Raw genomic sequence first — 18,739 nt, 5'->3', positions numbered from 1 at the left:
CCCCGGGCCCGCGGCGCGCCCCCCCCCCCCCCGCCCGGCCCCCCCCCCCCCCCCCGCGCAGCAGGGCCCCACGACCGGAGCGCCCCACGACGAGCAGCTCGGCGTCGACGGACAGCATCGTGAGCACCGCGGCGGGGTCGCCGTGCACCACCAGTGGGTGCAGCTGCAGTTCCGGGTAGCCGATCCGCCAGGGCGAGAGCAGCTGGTCGAGCTCGCGCCGGGCGCCCTCGAGGGTGTCGTTCCGGCCGCGACCCCAGCCCTCCTCAGGGCCGAACGGGCCTGGCAGCAGCCGGGCGAGGTCGAGCAGCCCGCGTCCCCCGGCGCGCCAGACGCGCACCGCGACCAGCTCGGCGTCGCGCTCGAGAGCCTCGTCGACGGCCGTGCGCAGCACCTCCTCCGGGGTCCACGGCGCGACCCCGACCACCACGCGGCCGCGCGCCGTCTCGTCCGCCGGCACCACGGCCGTCGGGCAGAAGGAGCTCGACAGCACCGGCTCGGAGGCCGGCGCGGGCAGCGCCAGCAGCGCGGCGTCGGCGGTCAGCGGGCGCAGTGTCCGCCCGACCGGGCCGGGCAGCCGGCGCAGGTCGACCGGGAGGCGGGGGTACTCGCCGCGCAGCCGGCGCACCGTCCGGGCGCCGTCCGCCCGCGTGCCGACGAGCTGCAGCGGCAGGTCCCGCCGGCTCGCCTCGGCCGCGGCCCAGCGCTGGGCGGCGATCCCTGCCACGGTCCCGCCGTCGTCGAGGACGAGGACCGGCCGCACCGGAGCGGCGAGGGTCACGAGCGAACCGCCGCGACGGGCGGCAGAGGACGGCACGGTGCGGGGGAGTGCACGATCACCGCCCCAGCCTCGGTGCCGCGGGCCGCGCCCGGCAGGGCCGGAAGTCCCGTCTCCCCGACGCCCGGCACCGTCCGCGGAGCTGCGGGTTCCCCCGGGCGGGTGCCCTTCCGTTCGCCCTCGCGGGCCCCTGGCGCGCAGGTCCCGCTCTGCGTAGCGTGCAGGTCCGAGGTGCGTCGGGGGCGTCGACGCGCCACGCCGCCGGGGACCGCGCGCAGGGGGGCCGATGTCCGACGAGCCGTCGTCCTCCTCCGAACGGGCCCGGACCAGCGGCCCGGGCCGATCCCGTCCGGCGGATCCCGCGCTGACCTTCCCCGATCTGCCGCGCCTCGAGCTCGAGCAGCTGCTCCGCCAGCTCGTCGAGCGCGCCAGCGAGGTCATGTCCACCCAGGGCCGGCTGCGCGCGCTGCTCCGCGCCAATCAGGTCGTGATCACCGACCTCACCCTGCCTGCGGTGCTGCGGCGGATCTGCGAGGCCGCGCGCGAGCTCGTCGACGCCCGGTACGCCGCGCTCGGGGTGCTCGGCGGGGACGGGAGGATCGCCGAGCTCGTGCAGTTGGGCATGGACGACGCCACGGTGGGCGGGATCGGCACCCTCCCGGAGGGGAAGGGGCTGCTGGGCGCGGTGATCGACGAGGGCAGGCCGATCCGGGTGCGCTGCGTCGCCGACGACCCGCGGTCGTCGGGCCTGCCGCCGCAGCACCCGCCGGTGCAGAGCTTCCTGGGCGTCCCGATCCGCGTCCGGGACGAGAACTTCGGCGGCCTCTACCTCGCCGACTGCGCCCGGGGCGAGTTCAGCTCGGAGGACGAGGACCTCGTCCGCGCGCTCGGCGCCACGGCCGCCGTCGCGATCGACAATGCGCGGCTCTACGAGTCCACCCGGCGCCGCGGCGAGTGGCTCGCCGCCATCGCCGAGGTGGCCCGCGAGACGCTCGACCCGTCCGACGGCCGGCCGCTGACCGTGATCGCCGAGCGCAGCCGCGCGCTCACCGGCGCGGACCTCGCCTTCGTGCTCCTGCCCGCCGACGAGGACACGCTGCGGATCGAGATCACGGTCGGGGGCCCGGGGCAGGAGGACGTCGCCGAGGAAGTGCGCGGCGGCACGATCCCGCGGTCGGGTTCGCTGTCCGGGCACGTCTTCGACACGTGCCGACCGCTGCGGCTGTCCGACCCCCACGAGCTGGCCGACCTCGAACCGGCGGTGCCCGTCGCCCGGCTGCACATCGGACCGGTTCTCGTGGTCCCGCTGCTCGGCGCCGCGCGGACCGACGGCGTGCTGCTGCTGGCCCGGCAGGCCGGCAGGCCGCCCTTCTCCGACGAGGATCTCGACATGACCGCCGGCTTCGCCAACCAGGCCGCGATCGCGCTCGAGCTCGCGGAGTCGCGCGTCGAGCGGGAACGGCTGCGCATGCTCGACGAACGCGAACGGATCGCCGCCGACCTGCACGACCACGTGATCCAGCGGCTCTTCGCGGCGGGTCTCTCGCTGCAGGGCGCGGCCGCCCGGCTCGCCGACCCCGAGGCCACGCGGCTGACCCAGGTGATCGGCGACCTGGACGACACGATCGCGCAGATCCGCACCAGCATCTTCTCGCTGCAGCGGACCGGCGACGACGAGGGCGTCCGCAGCCGGATCCTCGGCGTCGTGACCGAATCGGCGCGGCTGCTCGGGTTCACCCCGCTGCTGCGCTTCAGCGGCCCGGCCGAGACGCTCGTCGCCGCGGCGCACGACGAGACCCTCGCCGACGACCTGGTCGCCGTCCTGCGGGAGGCACTGGCCAACGCGGCCAGGCACGCCGAGGCGTCGCGGGTGGAGGTCGACGTCGTGGCCGAGACCTCCGACGGCGACGAGCGGCTCACCCTCCTGGTCACCGACGACGGGAAGGGACCCGGGCGGGGCCCGCGGCGCAGCGGCCTCGCGAACCTGGAACGGCGGGCCCGGCGCCGCGGCGGCAGCTGCGAGCTGTCCGCGCGCACGCCGACCGGCTCCCGCCTGCGCTGGATGGCGCCGCTGACCTGACCGGCGTCGTCCCGACCGGGGTTCGTCCCGACCGGTGCCGTCCCGACCGGTGCCGTCCCGACCGGTGCCGTCCCGACCGGTGCCGTCCCGACCGGTGCGTCCTGACCGGACGGAGGGGGTCCAGGTCCCGACCGACGCCGGAATTCCTGCGGACCTTCGGCCCTGCCCGGCCGCCTCCGGCGTCCCGAGGCTGTCCGCCATGGCCCCACCGCGCCTGCCCCGGCGCCGGTCCGACCGCCTCGCGGACCTCGCCGCGTGGGTGGTCTGCGCGCTGGTGCTCGTCGCCCTGGGCGCGGCCCTCGTCGTGGGGCTCGGCATCCACCGCGACCTCTCCGCGCGGGCCGCGGCCGAGGCCCGGGAGCGCACCCCGGTCACCGCCGTCGTCGCCGAGGACGTCCCCCTGGTCCCCGAGGCCGGCAACCGGATCCCGGCCGACGTCCGGTGGACCGGGCCCGACGGCGTCGAGCGCGTCGGGCGCACCGAGGTCTCCGCCCCGCGGCACGCGGGCGACGAGGTCGACGCGTGGGTGACCGACGACGGCCGGCTGGTCCGCGCCCCCCTCAGCGGACAGGAGGTCACGTTCGTGACCATCACCTCCGCGGGCACGATGCTGCTGCTGTGCGGGCTCGGGCTGGGCGGTCTCGCGAAGCTGGCGTTCACCGGGGTCGCGCGACTGCGCGCCGCCGAGTGGGAGCGGGAGTGGGCCGAGGTGGAGCCGCGCTGGACCGGCCGGGCGTCGACGGGCTGACCGCTGTACGGGTTTGCGTGCACCCGACCGGGACCTTGGTCCCGACCGTCGGGGACCTCCGCGGGTACTGACCGCGTGTCGGCGCGACGGAGGCTTCTGGCATTCCCCGTGACGACCCCGTCGAACCCGACGGCGACCCGCGCCCGGACGGGCGTGGAAGGAGCGGAACCCATGACCTCGGTCCTTCCCGTCCAGCTCTCCGTCGAGGTGCCGGGCAGCGGCACCGTCCTGGTGCGTGTCGCCGGCGACCTCGACGCGGGCAACGGGACGCGGCTGCTCCGCCTGCTCGACGACCTGCTGCGGGACTCGTCGGCGCTGGCCGGCGGCCCGGCCGGGGGCCGTCGCCGGCTGGTCGTGGACCTGCGCGACGTCCGCTCCTTCGAGTGCCGCGGCCTCGACGTCCTCCGGCACGCGCGGCACCGCGCCGCGACGGTCGGAGTGGACCTCGTCGTCGACGGGGTGGAGGACCGCAGGCCCGTGCTGCCCGGCCGGGTCCTCGCGCTGCTCGACTCCGTCGCCCCGGCCCTCGCGGGCTGAGGACCCGGAGGGGCCGAAGGACCCTGGCGGCGGCCCCGCCCGGTGCGCTAGACGTCCGGGGGTATCCGAGGAGGGTGTCGTGCACCGGAACGACCTGCGGTACGAGTCGGGCCTCGTCGAGGCGGTCTGGGTGGGGGAGTGCCCCGCCTGCGGCGCCACGGTCCGGGTCAACCACCCCGCCCAGGCGGTGAGCTGGGAGTCGGCGCACTCGCGGTGCGGCTGCGGCCGCCCCCTGGTCCCGGACGAGACCGGCCGCGGCTGGCGGCCCCGGCGCGGGACGCCGGTGGGCTGAGCCCGGGCGCGTTCCCGGGCGGCGGGGTCCTTCGTCCCCTCCCACCGGGCCGGAGAGCCGCAGCGGCGGCCCCCGGCCCCGGGCCACCGTGTCCTCGTCGGCGTACACATCGACATCCGCGTCGACATCCGCGTCGACATCCACGTCGACATCCGCGACGACATCGCTGACGACGCCCGCGGTGACGTCCCGGGGCGTCCGGGGGAGGAACGATGACGAACCAGCTCGGGGGCGCGGTGGTCGCCGGCGTGGACGGATCCGACTCGGCGCTCGACGCCACGCGCTGGGCCGCGGCTGATGCGGCCCGCCGCGGCGCCCGGCTCCGGCTCGTCGCGGCCGTCGGCTGGACGACGTTCCAGCCCGTCGGCCTGCCCGCGCTCGGGCAGGAGTACCAGCGGCAGGCCACCGCCCGCGCGGCCGAGGAGCACCTCGAGGCGGCGGTCGCGGCGGCGCGGGAGGTCGCGCCCGGCGTGGAGATCGAACGCGAGGTGCGCGGCGGTGAGGCTCCGGTCGTGCTGCGGACCGAGTCCGAGCGGGCGGCCGTGGTCGTGGTGGGCACGCGCGGCCGCGGTGGCTTCACCGGGCTGCTGCTCGGCTCGGTGGCGGTCAGTGTCGCGACGCACGCCGAGTGCCCGGTGGTGGTCGTGCGCGGGACGTCGGCGCCGGACGGTCCGATCGTCGTCGGGGTCGACGGCAGCGACACCGGGGGCGAGAACGAGGCCGCGCTGGGCGTCGCGTTCGAGGAGGCGTCCCGGCGCTCGGTACCGCTCGTCGCGGTGCACGCGTGGAGCGAGGCCGTGCTCGATCCCTTCCTCGTGCCGCTGCTCGACCGTAGCGTCGTGCAGGCCGAGCAGGAGAAGGCCCTCGAGGGGCGGCTGGCCGGGTGGACCGCGAAGTACCCCGGCGTCGACGTGCGCGCCGTGGTCGTGGTCGACGGGGCGGCGCGCGAGCTCGTGGACCGCTCGGCCGGGGCGGCACTGGTCGTTGTCGGCTCGCGGGGGCGGGGCACGGTCGCCGGGGCGCTGCTCGGCTCGGTGAGCCAGGCCGTCCTGCACCACGCCGCCTGCCCGGTGGCCGTGGTGCGGCCCGAGGCGGGGACCCCGGCGTGACCGGCACCCCGGAGCGGACCGCCGGCGGGCCGGTGGTCGTCGGTGTGGACGAGTCCGACTCGGCGCGCGACGCGGTGCGCTGGGCAGCGGCCGAGGCCGCGCACCGGGGCGCCCCGCTGCGGCTGGTGGCCGCGTTCGCGCCGATCCCGGCCGGACACGTCGGCAACCCGGGCCTCGGCACGAGCTACCGGAGGGTGATGACCGAGGGCGCCCGCGCCGTGCTCACCTCGGCGGCCGAGCTGGCCGCCCAGGTCGCGCCCGGCGTCGCGACGGAGGCCGAGCTGCGGACCGGGTTCCCGGTCCCCGTGCTGCTCGACGAGTCGGAGCGGGCCGTGCTGACCGTCGTCGGCAGCCGGGGGCTCGGCGGGTTCACCGGGCTGCTCGTCGGCTCGGTCGCGGTGGCGCTCGCCGCCCGGGGCGGGTCGCCGGTGACGGTGGTGCGGGGCGACGCGGGCGACGGGGATGCCGCCGAGGGGGACCGGCCCGTGGTCGTGGGCGTCGACGGGTCGCCGACCAGCGAGTCCGCCCTCGCGCTCGCGTACGAGGAGGCCGCGCTGCGGTCCGCGCCGCTCGTCGCCGTGCACACCTGGCTCGACGACATGCTCGAGCCCGCCCTCGCCCCGGTGATCGACTGGGCGGCGCTGGAGGCCGAGGAGAGCGCGCTGCTGGCTCAGCGGCTGGCCGGGTGGTCCGAGAAGTACCCCGACGTCGAGGTCCGGCGGCTGGTCGTGCGGGACCGGCCGGCGCGGGCGCTGGTGGCCGAGTCCGCCGGGGCCGCGCTCGTCGTCGTCGGGTCGCGGGGACGCGGGGGTGCGGCGGGGCTGCTGCTCGGGTCGGTGAGCCACGCGCTGCTGCAGCACGCCCACTGCCCCGTGCTCGTCGCGCGCCCGGACGGCGGAGAGTCGGGATGAGCATGCCGGGCACCGTCGTCGCCGGGATCGACGGGTCGGACCTGGCGAACGAGGCGGCGCGCTGGGCGGCGGCCGAGGCGGCCCGGCACCGGTGCGTGCTGCGGCTCGTGCGGGCCTATCAGCTGCCGCCGTCGTCGGCCGCCGAGGCGTCGTCGCTGCTCTGGTCGCACGCCCACCACCAGCTGTGGACCGCCGCGCACCACGCGCGGGCGGTGGTCCCGGAGCTCGCCGTCGAGCAGGCGGTGGTCGAGGGCGACCCGGTGGAGGTGCTGCTGCACGAGGCGGCGGGCGCGCGTGTGCTGGTGGTCGGGACGCGCGGCATCGGCGGGTTCGCCTCCCTGCTGGTGGGGTCCGTCGGCACGGCGCTCGCGCGCCGGGCCCCGTGCCCGCTCGTCGTGGTCCGCGGACCGGTCCTGTCCGACGCCGCACTGATGCACACCGACCGCACGCGTCCGCTCGTCGTCGGGGTGGACGGGTCGCCGGCGAGCGAGACCGCGCTGGCGTTCGCCTTCGCCGAGGCCGACGCCTGGGCGGCGCCACTGGTCGCGGTGCACGCCTGGATCGAGCACCTCGAGACCCCCGACGCCCCCGGGGGGCTCGCGGAGCTGGAGGAGCAGGAGCGCGAGCTCCTGGGCGAACGGCTCGCGGGCTGGACCGGCAAGTACCCCGGTGTTCGGGTGTCGCGCGAGCTCGTGCACGGGCCGCCCGCGCGGGCCCTCGTCGCGCGGTCGGCGCACGCCCGGCTGGTGGTCGTCGGCTCGAGCGGGCGCGGCCCGGTCGGCCGCGTGCTGCTCGGCTCGACGGGCCGGGCGCTGCTCCACCACGCCCTCGCGCCGGTGGCCGTGGTCCGTCCCGACGGCCCGGGGACCGCGCAGGACCGCACCTGAGCTGGGCTGCACCCACACCGGATTCGGACGATGGTGTGGCGTTACCACATACTCGTGTGGCCGGCGCCGCACTACCGTCCGGACCATGACACAGCCGTCGACCCCCGCGGGATCACCGCCGCGCACCTCACTGATCAAGGTCGTCGCCGCCTCGATGCTGGGCACGACGGTCGAGTGGTACGACTTCTTCCTCTACGGCGTGGCGGCCGCCATCGTGCTGCCGCACGTGTTCTTCCCGGCCGCGGACCCGGTCGCCGGCACGCTGCTGTCCTTCGGCACCTTCGCCATCGGCTTCGTCGCGCGGCCGCTCGGCGGCCTGGTGTTCGGCCACTACGGCGACAAGCTCGGCCGCAAGAAGCTCCTGGTCGTCAGCCTCCTGATGATGGGGCTGTCGACCTTCGCGATCGGCCTGCTGCCGGGCTACGCGACGATCGGCGTCGCGGCACCGGCGATCCTGGTGCTGCTGCGGCTGATCCAGGGCTTCGCGCTGGGCGGCGAGTGGGGCGGTGCCGTCCTGATCGTCTCCGAGCACGGCGACGCCCGCCGCCGCGGGTTCTGGGCGAGCTGGCCGCAGGCCGGGGCGCCGGCGGGTCAGCTGCTGGCCAACGGCCTGCTCGCGCTGCTCGCCGTGGTGCAGTCCGAGGAGGCGTTCAACTCCTGGGGCTGGCGGATCCCGTTCCTGCTCTCCGCGGTGCTGGTGCTCATCGGGCTGTACGTGCGGCTCTCGGTCGAGGAGTCGCCGGTCTTCCGCGACGCGCAGGCCAAGGCCGCCGAGCGCGCGGCGGAGGGGAAGGCGCAGACCCTGCCGATCGTCGAGGTGCTACGCCGCTACCCGCGCGAGGTCCTCACGGCGATGGGCGCCCGGTTCGCCGAGAACGTCTCCTACTACATCTTCACCATCGTGGTCTCGACGTACATGAAGGAGCGGTTCGGGCTGCCGTCGTCGTTCGTGCTCGGCGCGGTCCTCATCGGTGCCGCGGTGCACGTCGTCACGATCCCGCTGTGGGGCATGGTGTCCGACCGGATCGGCCGCCGGCCGGTCTACCTGCTCGGCGCCGCCGGCGTCGGCGCGTGGGCGTTCGCCTTCTTCGCGCTGCTCGACACGCAGAACTTCGGGCTGACCGTGCTCGCCGTCGTAGGCGGACTGATCTTCCACGGCGCCATGTACGGGCCGCAGGCGGCGTTCCTGTCCGAGCTGTTCGGCACCGGCGTCCGGTACTCGGGCGTCTCGATCGGCTACCAGCTGGCGTCGGTCGCGGCCGGTGGTCTCGCGCCGCTCGTCTCGGTGGCGCTGCTCGCCGCCTTCGGCACGGGCTTCGCGATCGCGGTGTACGTCGCCGCCAGCGCGGTGATCACCCTGGTCGCGGTCGCCACCTATCGCGAGACCCGGGACCGCGACCTCGCCGCCGACGACGGCTTCGGCGACGGCACGGCCGCATCCCTGACGGACGGGTCCGCCGCGGCCCGACCCTGAGCGGAGCGGGACCGGCCTCGATGGCCCTGCACCTGCCGCCGGCCGCGCTCACCGGGCAGGATGCGCGGGTGGCGCGCACCGTCCTCGACCTGCTCCGGCTGCTCGCCGACCGGGTGGACCGCGTCGACGGGGCGCGGGCGGACGGAGCCGGGCCGGCCGGCGAGCTGGAGCACGCGGCCACGGAGCTCGCCGGCTCCGAGCCCGAGGCCGGGGCCCTGGTCCTGCGCATCCGGTCGGCGATGGACGCCGGCCGGCGCCGGGAGGTCGAGCTGGCCGCGCTGGTGGAGACCGCCCGGGAGCTCACCTCGCAGTCCGACACGGGCGTGGTGCTCGACGCGATCGTCCGCCGGGCCCGCGCCCTGCTCGGCACCGACCTCGCCTACCTGACCCTCTACGACGCCGACCGCGGCGACACCTACATGCGCGCCACGGCGGGGTCGGTGTCGCAGCGGTTCCAGGCGCTGCGGCTGCCCCTCGGCGCCGGGCTCGGCGGGCTGGTCGCGGCCACCCGCAACTCGCACTGGACCGGGAACTACGGCGAGGACGAACGCTACCGGCACACCGAGGAGATCGACGCCGCGGTGGGCGAGGAGGGGCTCGTCGCGATCTGCGGGGTCCCGCTGCTGGTCGACGCCGAGTTCGTCGGCGTGCTGTTCGCCGCCAACCGCTCGGCCCGGCCCTTCGCGCCCGAGGAGGTGGCGCTGCTCGGTTCGCTCGCCGCGCTCGCCGCCGTCTCGCTGGTGCAGACCCGCCAGCTCGCCGACACCGCCGCGGCCCTCGACGCGCTGCGCACCGCGCACGCCGCGATCGCCGAGGCGGCCGCGGCGCACGACCGGTTCGCCGGCGTGGTCCTCGAGGGCGGCGACGTCGCGGACCTCGCCGAGGCCCTCGGCCGGCTGCTCGACGCCTGGGTGGTGGTCCTCGACGCGGACGGCACCCCGGCCGCCCGCTTCGGCGGGACCCCGGACGACGGGTGCTGGGCCGAGGCGGTCCGGGCCGCCGACCTGGCGCCCGGCCGGCTGACCCGGGCGGGGCGCGCGTGGGCCGTCGCGGTGGTCGCGGCCGGGCAGCGGCTCGGCACCCTGCTGCTCGGTGGCGTCCCGGACCTCGACGCCGGCCAGGTCCGGACCGTCGAGCGGGCGGCGATGGTCACGGCGCTCGTGCTGCTGTTCGGGCAGCGCGAGGCCGAGGCCGACCGCCAGGAGCGGGCCGAGGCGCTCACCGAGCTGCTGGCGGTGGCCGACCACCCGCGGCCCGCGGTGCTCACCCGGCTCGCCGAGCTGGGGGTCGCCGCGCGCCGCCCGCACGTCCTGCTGGTCTGCCGGTGCGCGCCGGGCAGGCGGCGGGCCGTCCTGCGCGACGCCGCGGCGGCCGGCGGGCGAGCCGGGCTCGTCGCCGAGCACGAGGGCACCGTCGTCGCGCTGCTGCCCGGCACCGACCCCGCCGCCGCGGCCGAGCCGCTCGCCCACCCGGCCACCCCGGAGGAGCCCGAGGGCGCCGTGACCGTCGGGGCGGCCGGTCCCGTGCACCCCGCGGGCGGGCTCGCGGAGGCGCTCGTCGAGGCGCGCCGGTCGGCGGAGGCACTGGTCGCGCTGGGCCGCGCGGGCGAGGCGGCCGCGGCCGCGGACCTGGGCTTCGCCGGGCTGCTGCTCGGCGACCGACCGGACGTCGCGGGTTACGTGGCCGGGGTGCTCGGCCCGGTCGCCGAGCACGACGCCCGCCGCGGCAGCGAGCTGCTCCGGACCCTCGAGTGCTACTACGCCGCCGGGGCCAGCCCGAGCCGGGCGGCGGCCGCGCTGCACGTGCACGTCAACACGGTCGCGCAGCGGCTCGAACGGGTCGGCGTGCTGCTGGGGGAGGGCTGGCAGGAGCCGGACCGGGCGCTGGAGATCCAGCTCGCGCTGCGGCTGCACCGCCTGGGTGCATCCGGTCGGGCCGTGTGAGGTGCCGGTCCGGGTCGGGCTCAGTTCACGTCGGAGCGGGGGACGCGCTTGCGCAGCTCGCCGTCGGCCTTCTCCTCGAAGCCGTGCGCGCGCAGCCAGGCGGAGACCTCCTCGCGGTCCGGGTGCGTCAGGGGCACCACGTTGTAGACGTAGTTGAGGTGCCGCCGGCCCGCCTCGCGCTCGAGCCGGTCGAGGACGAGCGCGCCGAGGCCCTCACCGCGCCGGTCCGGGTGCACGACGATCAGGATCTCGGCGTCGCCCCACGAGTCGTCGAGCCGCCCGTAACCGATCACGCCGCGGCCGTCCTCGGCCCGCCACCACTCGTCGGCCAGCGGGTCGCCGTCCGCGGGGGTCCCGAGCCCGAACAGCGTCGGCGGGAGGTCCCCGAACGCCGCGGCCTTCGCCGCGTCCCAGCGCGCGGGCGCCTCCTTGGTCCAGCCGTCCGCGTCGCGGGTCGCCTCGACGTCCACGGTCGTCCTCCTCGCAGCCGGGCGGGGCCACGGTACCGCCGCGCGACGGGCTCCGCCGTCCTCAGCGGACCCGGCCGGCCAGGGCGTGGACCAGGTCCGTCGCCGTCACCAGGCCGACCGGGCGGCCGGCCGCCACGACCATCAGGGCGTCGGTGCGCTCCCGGTCCATGCGCGCGGCGACCTCGTGCAGCGGGGTGCCGGGCGGGACCTCCGGTGCGGGCCGGAGCACGTCGGCGACCAGGAGCGTCGCGGCACCGAACGGGCCCTGGCGGGCGGCGAGCCCGCGCAGCAGGTCGACCTCGGCGACCATGCCGAGGCAGCGGCCCTCGCGGACGACGGGCAGGTGCCGCACGTTCCCGGCCACCATCAGCCGCAGCGCGGTGGCCAGCGGGGTCGCGGGGTCCACGCCGACGAGCCGGCGCGTCATGACGGCCTCGACGGGCGGGTCGTCGTCGAGGGTCTCCGGCGGGGCCGGGCGCTGGCGCTGCTCGGTCATGGTCGCTCCTCGGGGCGGTCCGGGGACCCGCAGGATGTCCCGGCCGGGCCGCGCGCGGCAGGGGCGGACGGCCCGGACGGGGGCGGCGGGCGGCCCCCGGTGCGGCGGCCCCGTACCGGGGACCTTCGCCTCTCGCGACGGCCGGTCGCCGGTGCCGAGACTCGAGGTCATGTCCGCTCACCCGGTGGCCACCCCGGAGGCGTCGCGGGCGGCACTGCGGATCGCCCCGCTCGTGGACGCGGCCCGGGCGGCCGCGGCACCGGAGGGGACGGCGCCCTGGTTCGTCACAGCCGTGGACGACGGCGTCGCCGTCCGGTCGGTGGTCCGGCGCTGGTCGCTGGCGGAGGAGCCGCTGGCCCGGGTCACCCGGGTCGCGGCGGGCGCGGGGCTGCGCGCCATCCGGCTCGCCGTGGCCGCGCAGGGCCGCCGCCCGCAGGTCACGCACCCGGTGGAGGAGGGGCTGCTCGCGGTCGTGCGGCCGGGGGAGGCCTACGAGCCGCGCCCGCTGGAGCGGGCCCTCTACGCCGCCCTGCGCGACCGGGGCCGGCCGCAGGGCGCCGACGGGCCGCGCGACGGCGCCGCCCGGGCGGTGCTGCGGCGCGCCGCGGAGACGGAGAGCGCCTGGCTGCGCGGGATCGGCCACCCGGTGGTGCCGGGCGACGAGCTCGGGCCGGCCTGGCCGGGCCTCCTCGACGAGCAGGCGCCGCGTCCCGAACCGGTGTTCGTGCTGGTCGGTGCGGCGGGCCGGGTCCCGCACGCGGACCTGCGGACCGGGCAGGCCGTCGAGGCGCTGCGGCTGACCGCCGCCCTCCTCGGGCTGCGCACCGCCGTCGTCGCCGCCCCCGCGGACCCGGGGGCGCTGCGGGCCCGCCTGCCCGACCGCGCGCGCGACGTCCTGGAGGGCGCCCGGGGCAGCACCGTCGCGGTGCTCGAGTTCTGGCGCGCGGCCTGAACTGCTCCCCGGGCGGGCCGCCCTCACGTGTGATGGTTGGTCGAGCCGGGGTCGGGCCCGTCGTCCACGTGCAGCGTCGTGCTGCCGGGGAGGCCGGACCCGGGCGGCAGCAGGAGGTCGGTCAGGGGCCGGCGCGGGGTGCCGGGCGCCGGCCAGCCCTGCCCGATCCGCAGCACGACCTGGGGCGGACGCGTCCCGCTGATCAACCGCCGCATGCTCTCCCGGACGTCGGCGCACTCGACCAGCTGGGAGAGGAACGACGCGGCCAGGCCGTGCGTCGTGGCCGTCAGCAGCACGCGTTCCATGGCCTGCCCGGCGCGGATCTCCTCGCGCGGGCCGTCGGCGTGCACGCTGAGCACCGCGATGAGCGGCTCGGCCTCCACCCCGTCGTCGGGGCGCGCGGTGCCGCCGCTGAAGTCGCGCAGCACCCACGTCGCGTTGGGCCGCGGCAACGGCCCGCCGGCCGCGGCCGGGACGCCGTCGGGCCGCTCCTCGCCGTGCCCCGTCCAGCGCTCCAGCTCGGCGACGAACTCGGGGTCGGCCATCTGCCGCTCGTGCGCCCGCCGCGCCATCGCGCCCAGCTCGAACCGCTGCGCCGGGTCGGTGACGAGATCCAGCCAGGCGCCCTCGTCGAGCGCGGCGCGGCGCAGCGCGTGCCGTGCGGGCGTGGGCACCGGCGCGTCGGTGAAGGGCCGCCGGTTCGTGCGACGCCGCGGCACCGCCTCCAGCAGCCGGCGCTGCTCGGGCGTCGGCGGGCGGCTGCCGCCGCGGCGGACCGTGGCGACGAGGTCGGGCCGCGCGGGGTCGGGCAGCAGCGTGACGAGCGGGCGCACGCCGTGCCCGATGAGCGCGAGGCGCAGGTTGTAGAGCGCCGCACCGCACGCGAGCCGCAGTTCCCGCCCGCTCGGGTCGGCCACCGGCAGCTGCCGGTCGCGGTCGGCGTGCAGCTCGATCCCGTCCGGGGTCAGGCGGAAGCGCCACGGCTGGGTGTTGTGCAGCGAGGGTGCGCGGGCGGCCGCCCCGACGGCGTCCTGCAGCTGTCCCTCGGTCAGCCCGAGCGAACCCGTCTCGATCATCACCGCTCGCCGTCCGAGGTCCTGCGGGTCCCGGTCGGACCCGGGCTCAGCGTGGTTGCCGTGGGTCCCCGGGCACTACCGTCGAAGGTCCCGTGCGGGCGGGGTGTTCGACCCGCGCGGGCGGGCCGCGGCGGGCTTGTCGTGATCGCCCGCGGGGTGACACCGTGTGCCGCCGGGAGGAGACGGGAGGACCGATGACGCGGCCGGATCGCGGGCCGGATCGCGGGCCGGGGGAGGGCCCGCCGGTCCCCGGCGTGCTCGCCGGGCTGCGGCTCGACGAGCTGCTCGACGAGGTGCAGGAGCGGCTGGGGCAGATCGTCGCGGCCCGCGACCGGATGCAGAGCCTGCTCGACGCCGTGCTGGCCGTCGGGGCGGGGCTCGAGCTGGAGGCCACGCTGCGCCGGATCGTGCAGTCCGCCGTGGACCTCGTCGACGCCCGGTACGGCGCGCTCGGCGTGCTGGCGCCGGACGGGTCGATCTCGCGGTTCATCGACGTCGGGCTGCACCCGGGGGTCCGCGAGACACTCGGGCCGCCACCCACCGGGAAGGGCCTGCTCGGGCAGCTGATCCTGGATCCCGAGCCGCTGCGGCTCCCGGACCTGACCGCGCACCCGGCGTCCGTCGGCTTCCCGCCGAACCACCCGCCGATGCACAGCTTCCTCGGCGTCCCCGTCCGGGTCCGGGACTCGATCTACGGCAACCTCTACCTCACCGAGAAGGTCGGCGGTGCCGAGTTCACCGCGGACGACGAGGTGATGCTGCACGCCCTCGCCGCGGCCGCCGGGATCGCCGTGCAGAACGCCGACCTGTTCGAAGAGGGCCGGCAGCGCCAGCACTGGCTGGAGGCGCTGGGCGAGGTGCGGGGCGAGGTGCTGGCCGGGGCGTCGGACGGGGAGGTGCTCCAGCTCGTCGCCGTCCGGACGCTGGAGCTCACGTCCTCGGCCGCGGCCGTGGTGCTGCTCGGCCCGGACGAGGACGGCTTCTACGAGCTGGGCGGCGACGCCGGCGAGTCGCTCGGTCTGCCCGCCACCGGGATCCGGGCGGGCAGCGACCTCGACGAGGTGGCCGAGAGCCGCAGCCCGCTGCTGGCCGGCTCGCCGGCGGCGTTCCTCGACCACGGTGCGGACTCGGTGCCGCCGAACCTCGGCCCGTCGGTCGCCGTGCCGATGCGCTCGGGTGAGCGCGTGATCGGGGTCCTGGTCGCGCTGCGCCGGGTCGGCGGCGAGCCCTACCGGCCCACCGAGGTGCCGCTGGTGACCTCGTTCGCGGAGCAGGCCGCCCTGGCCCTGGAGATCGCCGAGAAGACCCGCGCGCAGCGCCAGCTCGACGTGCTGGCCGATCGCGACCGCATCGCCAGGGACCTGCACGACCACGTCATCCAGCGACTGTTCGCCACCGGCCTGAAGCTGCAGAGCACGATGCGCCGTGCGGTGCGCTCGGACGTCCAGGACCGGGTCCGGCAGGCCGTCGACGAGCTCGACGAGACCGTCCGCGAGATCCGGACCGCGATCTTCGACCTGCACGGCGCCGACCAGGGCGGCGGTGGCGTGCGGCGGCGGCTGCTCGACACCGTCGACGAGATCGTCGCCGGGTCGGCCATGACGCCGTCGATCCGCACCTCCGGGCCGGTCGACACGCTCGTCCCGGCCGAGCTCGTCCCGCACCTGCTGGCGGCGGTCCGCGAGGGCACGACCAACGCGGTGCGGCACTCGGGCGGGCGGACGGTCACGGTCACCCTCGAGGCGGGGGCCGATCTCGCCCTGCAGATCGTCGACGACGGCACGGGGATGCCCGAGGACGTCGCCCGCAGCGGGCTGCACAACCTCGCCGAACGGGCCGAGGAGCTGGGCGGGACGCTGGAGGTGCGCCGCCGGCCGGGCGGCGGCACCCGGCTGACGTGGCGGATACCGCTCGACCCGGCCTGATCCCTCCGCGACGGGATCGTCAGCGGGTGCGGCGGCGGCGCTCGGTCGCGTACACGGCGGCCTCGGTGCGCCGGGAGAAGCCGAGCTTGTGCAGCAGCGAGGAGACGTAGTTCTTGACGGTCTTCTCCGCGAGGTAGAGCTCGGCGCCGATCTGCCGGTTGGTGAGGCCGTCCGCGATGAGGTCGAGGATCCGCCGCTCCTGCGGGGAGAGGCCCTCGTAGCGGGGGTCGTCCGGCTCGGAGCCGTGCCGGAGGCGTTCCAGGACCAGGGCGGTGGCCTTGGGGTCGAGCAGCGAGCCGCCCGCGGCGACGGTGCGCACGGCGCCGATGAGGTCGGTGCCGGCGACCTGCTTGAGCAGGTAGCCCGCGGCGCCGGCCATGATCGCGCCGAAGAGGGCCTCGTCGTCGGAGTACGAGGTGAGCATCAGGCAGGCCGGCGGCGGGTTCAGCGTCGAGCGGATGTCGCGGCAGACGGTGATGCCCTCGCCGTCGGGCAGGCGGACGTCGAGGATCGCCACGTCGGGCCGGGTCGCGGGGATGCGGGCGAGGGCCTGCGCGGCGGTTCCGGCCTCCCCGACGACCTCGATGTCGTCCTCGGTCTCGAGCAGCTGCGCGATGCCGCGACGGACGATCTCGTGGTCGTCCAGCAGGAACACCGAGATGGTCACGGGGCCTCCTCGTCCTCGATCGGTCCGACGCTAACGGGCCGCGCAACCCCTGCGCCGTGCCCGGAAGGTCCCGGCCGGTAGGGCCTAACGTCCCGGCACCACCGAGCAGGCCATCCGCTACCCCGTTCGGGGGTCGTATCCGGCTCGACCGGAGCAACCTTCGCGATCGCGGCCACGGGCTGTAACGGACTACGGGCGCGCCGCGCTGAGGGCGTGGCGGGCCGGACGGAGACGCCCCCCGACGTCCGGCCCGTCATCGATCGACCTGGAGGTGGAGTGCCCGCCCTCGCCAGCCCGACCGCGGCGCCCCCGGCCGCGGCCCGCGACCAGACCCTGCTCGAGGACGCGCTCGGCGCGGCCCGGGCGGGCGACGAGTGGGCCTTCGTCGTGCTCTACCGCGACCTGCAACCACGCCTGCTGCGGTACGCCACCGCACTGGTCGGCGCCGACGCCGAGGACGTCACCGCCGAGACGTGGCTGCACGTGGCGAAGGACCTGCGCCGCTTCTCCGGGGACCTCGACGGTTTCCGGGGCTGGGTCACCACGATCTGCCGCAACCGGGCGATGGACTCGGCGCGGGCCCGCACCCGCCGCCCTGCCGACCCCGCGGAACCGGCGGACCTGGTGGCCCTCGCGGACGTCCGGCACACCGACGGTGCCGTGTTCGACGGGCTGGCCACGCAATGGGCGGTGGACCAGATCCTCGCCCTGCCGCGCACCGAGGCGGAGGCGGTGCTGCTGCGCGCGGTGATCGGGCTCGACGCGGCCACCGCCGCCCGGGTGCTCGGCAAACGGCCCGGCGCGGTGCGGGTCGCCGCCCACCGCGGGCTCCGGCGGCTCGCCGAGCGGCTGCGGGCGGGGGAGGAGGCCGGCCCCGGGACGATCGGAGCCGCAGTAGGGGCTGCGTCGTGCTCGGCGACGGCCGGGGTTGCGGCCGGGGCTGCGCGGGCCGGCGCTGCCGCGGGCGGGACTGCGAGGACCGGGCCTGCCGCGACCGGGACTGCCGCGACCGGGACTGCCGCGACCGGGACCGGGCGGGCCGCAGTGGGCAGGCCGGGAGAGGTTCGCCGGATGGGGGGCGAGGATGTGTGAGCACTGCACGAGCCGGGGTGCGGCAGCGCCACCGGCGACCTGGATGGCGATCACGGACGTCGACCGCCTGCTCGACGGCGACGGGGGACCCCGCGACCTCCGCCGCCTGCTCGACGCGGCTGCCGCCCCGGGCACGCTCGTGGAGTTGCGCGGGGAACGCGACGCCGTGGCCGCCTTCGCCGCCGCCGCGACCTCGCGGGGGCGCTGGCGGCTGCGGAGGGCGACGGTCACCGCGTCCGGTGCCGTCGCCGCCAAGTCCCTCGCCGCCGCCCTCGCCGTGGTGGGCACCGCCACCGGCGGCCTCGCCCTCGCCGCCGGCGAGACCCACCCCTCGGGCCCCGTGGAGCACGCTCCCACGACGAGCCCGAACTGGTCCGCCCCGGGGGAGCACGCCGCGGGCGTCGCCGGGGCGGCCCGCGCGGCGGCGTCCGCCGCGACCGGTGCAGAGGCAGCGGTGACCGGGCAGTCCGTGGCGGCACACGGGGTCGGTGGTCGGGTCGAGGCCGGCCACGGTCGCACGGGCGTCCCGACGGGCCCGACGGCCCCCTCCGCGGTGGAGGGGACGGGGGGCAACTCGATCGACGGGGTCGACGTTCCCGGTGGGTCGGGTGGGGACTCGGGTGGCTCGGCTGCTTCGGGTGGCTCGGCTGCTTCGGGTGGCTCGGCTGTTTCGGGTGGCTCGGGCGGCTCCGGCGTCTCGTCCGGCGGGACGGCCGGGAACTCGGGCGTGACCCCGCCCGGCCTCGCCCGGCGAGCAGAGACGCCGGCGGGGGAGAAGTAGGGCTCGGCGCCCGGTCACCGGCGCCTGCTCTGATTCAGCAGCGGCTCGTCGCGCTTTCAGCGGTGGGAGCGGTGCGGCTCCGTTCGGATCAGAACGGAGCGGGGCCGTCGAGGTCGGAGGGAACGACCTCGCCGCGGACGCTCGCGAGGGTCCAGCCGCCGCGGGGGGCCGGGGGTGGGGTGTCGCCGGGCTGGTCGGTGTCGGCGTCGGCGTCGAGTTGGGCGCGAGCGGCGAACTCCGCCGCGGCCTCGGGGTCCGGCACGGCAGGGTCGGGATCGGGTGTGGCGGTGAAGGGCCGGTAGTCGAAGGGCCGGCTGACGTAGCGGTGCCCGGTCGGGGTGATCCAGACCAGGGTGCCGTCGGGGTGGGCGAGGACCTGCCAGTCCTGGTGCTCCTTGAGGGTGTGGTGGTGCCTGCACAGCCCGTGAAGGTTGCGTTCGCAGGTGGGCCCGTGATCGGCGGCGCGGTGGTGGTGGTCGAGGTCGCCGTCGAGGGCGCGTCGGTTGCAGGTGGGGAATCGGCAG

18 protein-coding genes and 1 pseudogene are annotated in these 18,739 nt (G+C 77.2%); 13 read left to right on the top strand and 6 right to left on the bottom strand.

The features are described 5' to 3' along the window. A partial coding sequence (locus tag AB0B41_RS36250; protein WP_358211538.1) for a universal stress protein occupies positions 1 to 778 on the bottom strand: 778 nt, incomplete at its 3' end. Between the two features lie 283 nt (positions 779 to 1,061). Between AB0B41_RS36250 and AB0B41_RS36245 the strand changes: the two genes are divergently transcribed. The 9 genes from AB0B41_RS36245 (at position 1,062) to AB0B41_RS36205 (ending at position 10,756) form a co-directional block, all read left to right on the top strand. Further along, the gene (locus AB0B41_RS36245) at positions 1,062 to 2,855 is read left to right on the top strand and encodes a GAF domain-containing protein (RefSeq protein WP_358211536.1); all 1,794 of its coding nucleotides are present in this window, start codon (positions 1,062 to 1,064) and stop codon (positions 2,853 to 2,855) included. Between the two features lie 199 nt (positions 2,856 to 3,054). Then, positions 3,055 to 3,603, top strand: coding sequence for a hypothetical protein (locus AB0B41_RS36240; RefSeq protein ID WP_358211534.1), 549 nt, complete (start codon positions 3,055 to 3,057; stop codon positions 3,601 to 3,603). Between the two features lie 171 nt (positions 3,604 to 3,774). Further along, positions 3,775 to 4,140 (top strand): STAS domain-containing protein, encoded by a 366-nt coding sequence (locus tag AB0B41_RS36235; protein ID WP_358211532.1) that lies wholly within the window; start codon positions 3,775 to 3,777, stop codon positions 4,138 to 4,140. Between the two features lie 79 nt (positions 4,141 to 4,219). After that, positions 4,220 to 4,432, top strand: coding sequence for a hypothetical protein (locus tag AB0B41_RS36230; RefSeq protein WP_358211530.1), 213 nt, complete (start codon positions 4,220 to 4,222; stop codon positions 4,430 to 4,432). Between the two features lie 212 nt (positions 4,433 to 4,644). After that, positions 4,645 to 5,541: a universal stress protein gene (locus tag AB0B41_RS36225; protein ID WP_358211528.1), complete on the top strand. Its 897-nt coding sequence runs from the start codon at positions 4,645 to 4,647 to the stop codon at positions 5,539 to 5,541. Beyond that, on the top strand, positions 5,538 to 6,452 hold the full coding sequence (locus AB0B41_RS36220) for a universal stress protein (protein WP_358211526.1): 915 nt from the start codon (positions 5,538 to 5,540) through the stop codon (positions 6,450 to 6,452). Before AB0B41_RS36225 ends, AB0B41_RS36220 begins: the two co-directional genes overlap by 4 nt. Then, complete coding sequence (locus AB0B41_RS36215) at positions 6,449 to 7,339, top strand: universal stress protein (protein ID WP_358211524.1); 891 nt, start codon at positions 6,449 to 6,451, stop codon at positions 7,337 to 7,339. Before AB0B41_RS36220 ends, AB0B41_RS36215 begins: the two co-directional genes overlap by 4 nt. An 85-nt stretch (positions 7,340 to 7,424) precedes the next feature. Continuing rightward, the gene (locus tag AB0B41_RS36210) at positions 7,425 to 8,813 is read left to right on the top strand and encodes an MFS transporter (RefSeq protein WP_358211522.1); all 1,389 of its coding nucleotides are present in this window, start codon (positions 7,425 to 7,427) and stop codon (positions 8,811 to 8,813) included. Positions 8,814 to 8,833: 20 nt separating this feature from the next. Further along, entirely contained in the window at positions 8,834 to 10,756 is a 1,923-nt protein-coding gene (locus tag AB0B41_RS36205; RefSeq protein ID WP_358211520.1) for a helix-turn-helix domain-containing protein, read from the top strand. Between the two features lie 20 nt (positions 10,757 to 10,776). On the opposite strand, the gene AB0B41_RS36200 is transcribed toward AB0B41_RS36205, so the two are convergent. Both AB0B41_RS36200 and AB0B41_RS36195 read right to left on the bottom strand, forming a co-directional pair. Next, entirely contained in the window at positions 10,777 to 11,226 is a 450-nt protein-coding gene (locus AB0B41_RS36200) for a GNAT family N-acetyltransferase (protein ID WP_358211518.1), read from the bottom strand. Between the two features lie 61 nt (positions 11,227 to 11,287). Continuing rightward, entirely contained in the window at positions 11,288 to 11,722 is a 435-nt protein-coding gene (locus AB0B41_RS36195) for a CBS domain-containing protein (RefSeq protein ID WP_358211516.1), read from the bottom strand. Positions 11,723 to 11,891: 169 nt separating this feature from the next. Here AB0B41_RS36195 and AB0B41_RS36190 point away from each other — a divergent pair, with 169 nt between their 5' ends. After that, the gene (locus tag AB0B41_RS36190) at positions 11,892 to 12,674 is read left to right on the top strand and encodes a hypothetical protein (protein WP_358211514.1); all 783 of its coding nucleotides are present in this window, start codon (positions 11,892 to 11,894) and stop codon (positions 12,672 to 12,674) included. Positions 12,675 to 12,697: 23 nt separating this feature from the next. Here AB0B41_RS36190 and AB0B41_RS36185 read toward each other — a convergent pair whose 3' ends face one another. Continuing rightward, positions 12,698 to 13,750 carry a nitroreductase gene (locus tag AB0B41_RS36185; RefSeq protein WP_358211512.1) on the bottom strand — a complete coding sequence of 351 codons (1,053 nt, stop codon included), beginning with the start codon at positions 13,748 to 13,750 and terminating at the stop codon, positions 12,698 to 12,700. 194 nt (positions 13,751 to 13,944) lie between these two features. Here AB0B41_RS36185 and AB0B41_RS36180 point away from each other — a divergent pair, with 194 nt between their 5' ends. Continuing rightward, a complete protein-coding gene (locus AB0B41_RS36180) occupies positions 13,945 to 15,675 on the top strand; it encodes a GAF domain-containing sensor histidine kinase (RefSeq protein ID WP_358211510.1) in 1,731 nt (576 codons plus the stop codon). 19 nt (positions 15,676 to 15,694) lie between these two features. On the opposite strand, the gene AB0B41_RS36175 is transcribed toward AB0B41_RS36180, so the two are convergent. Next, positions 15,695 to 16,342, bottom strand: coding sequence for a response regulator transcription factor (locus AB0B41_RS36175; protein WP_358211508.1), 648 nt, complete (start codon positions 16,340 to 16,342; stop codon positions 15,695 to 15,697). Between the two features lie 276 nt (positions 16,343 to 16,618). Between AB0B41_RS36175 and AB0B41_RS36170 the strand changes: the two genes are divergently transcribed. Next, positions 16,619 to 17,434 carry an RNA polymerase sigma factor gene (locus AB0B41_RS36170; RefSeq protein ID WP_358211506.1) on the top strand — a complete coding sequence of 272 codons (816 nt, stop codon included), beginning with the start codon at positions 16,619 to 16,621 and terminating at the stop codon, positions 17,432 to 17,434. A 43-nt stretch (positions 17,435 to 17,477) separates the two neighbouring features. After that, positions 17,478 to 18,215: a hypothetical protein gene (locus tag AB0B41_RS36165; RefSeq protein ID WP_358211505.1), complete on the top strand. Its 738-nt coding sequence runs from the start codon at positions 17,478 to 17,480 to the stop codon at positions 18,213 to 18,215. An 88-nt stretch (positions 18,216 to 18,303) separates the two neighbouring features. On the opposite strand, the pseudogene AB0B41_RS36160 reads toward AB0B41_RS36165, so the two are convergent. Beyond that, positions 18,304 to 18,739, bottom strand: a pseudogene (locus tag AB0B41_RS36160) (hypothetical protein); the annotation flags it as partial.

It is taken from the genome of Pseudonocardia sp. NPDC049154 (assembly GCF_040648315.1).
Taxonomy (GTDB): Bacteria; Actinomycetota; Actinomycetes; order Mycobacteriales; family Pseudonocardiaceae; genus Pseudonocardia.
This window is presented reverse-complemented; position numbering and strand designations above follow the sequence as displayed.

Excerpts from the sequence above, each read along its gene's own strand:
- AB0B41_RS36195 (WP_358211516.1), bottom strand. The coding sequence starts at position 11,722 with ATGACCGAGCAGCGCCAGCGCCCGGCCCCGCCGGAGACCCTCGACGAC.
- AB0B41_RS36165 (WP_358211505.1), top strand. The coding sequence starts at position 17,478 with ATGGCGATCACGGACGTCGACCGCCTGCTCGACGGCGACGGGGGACCC.
- AB0B41_RS36215 (WP_358211524.1), top strand. The coding sequence starts at position 6,449 with ATGAGCATGCCGGGCACCGTCGTCGCCGGGATCGACGGGTCGGACCTG.
- AB0B41_RS36210 (WP_358211522.1), top strand. The coding sequence starts at position 7,425 with ATGACACAGCCGTCGACCCCCGCGGGATCACCGCCGCGCACCTCACTG.
- AB0B41_RS36235 (WP_358211532.1), top strand. The coding sequence starts at position 3,775 with ATGACCTCGGTCCTTCCCGTCCAGCTCTCCGTCGAGGTGCCGGGCAGC.
- AB0B41_RS36205 (WP_358211520.1), top strand. The coding sequence starts at position 8,834 with ATGGCCCTGCACCTGCCGCCGGCCGCGCTCACCGGGCAGGATGCGCGG.
- AB0B41_RS36245 (WP_358211536.1), top strand. The coding sequence starts at position 1,062 with ATGTCCGACGAGCCGTCGTCCTCCTCCGAACGGGCCCGGACCAGCGGC.
- AB0B41_RS36185 (WP_358211512.1), bottom strand. The coding sequence starts at position 13,750 with ATGATCGAGACGGGTTCGCTCGGGCTGACCGAGGGACAGCTGCAGGAC.
- AB0B41_RS36190 (WP_358211514.1), top strand. The coding sequence starts at position 11,892 with ATGTCCGCTCACCCGGTGGCCACCCCGGAGGCGTCGCGGGCGGCACTG.
- AB0B41_RS36180 (WP_358211510.1), top strand. The coding sequence starts at position 13,945 with ATGACGCGGCCGGATCGCGGGCCGGATCGCGGGCCGGGGGAGGGCCCG.
- AB0B41_RS36225 (WP_358211528.1), top strand. The coding sequence starts at position 4,645 with ATGACGAACCAGCTCGGGGGCGCGGTGGTCGCCGGCGTGGACGGATCC.
- AB0B41_RS36240 (WP_358211534.1), top strand. The coding sequence starts at position 3,055 with ATGGCCCCACCGCGCCTGCCCCGGCGCCGGTCCGACCGCCTCGCGGAC.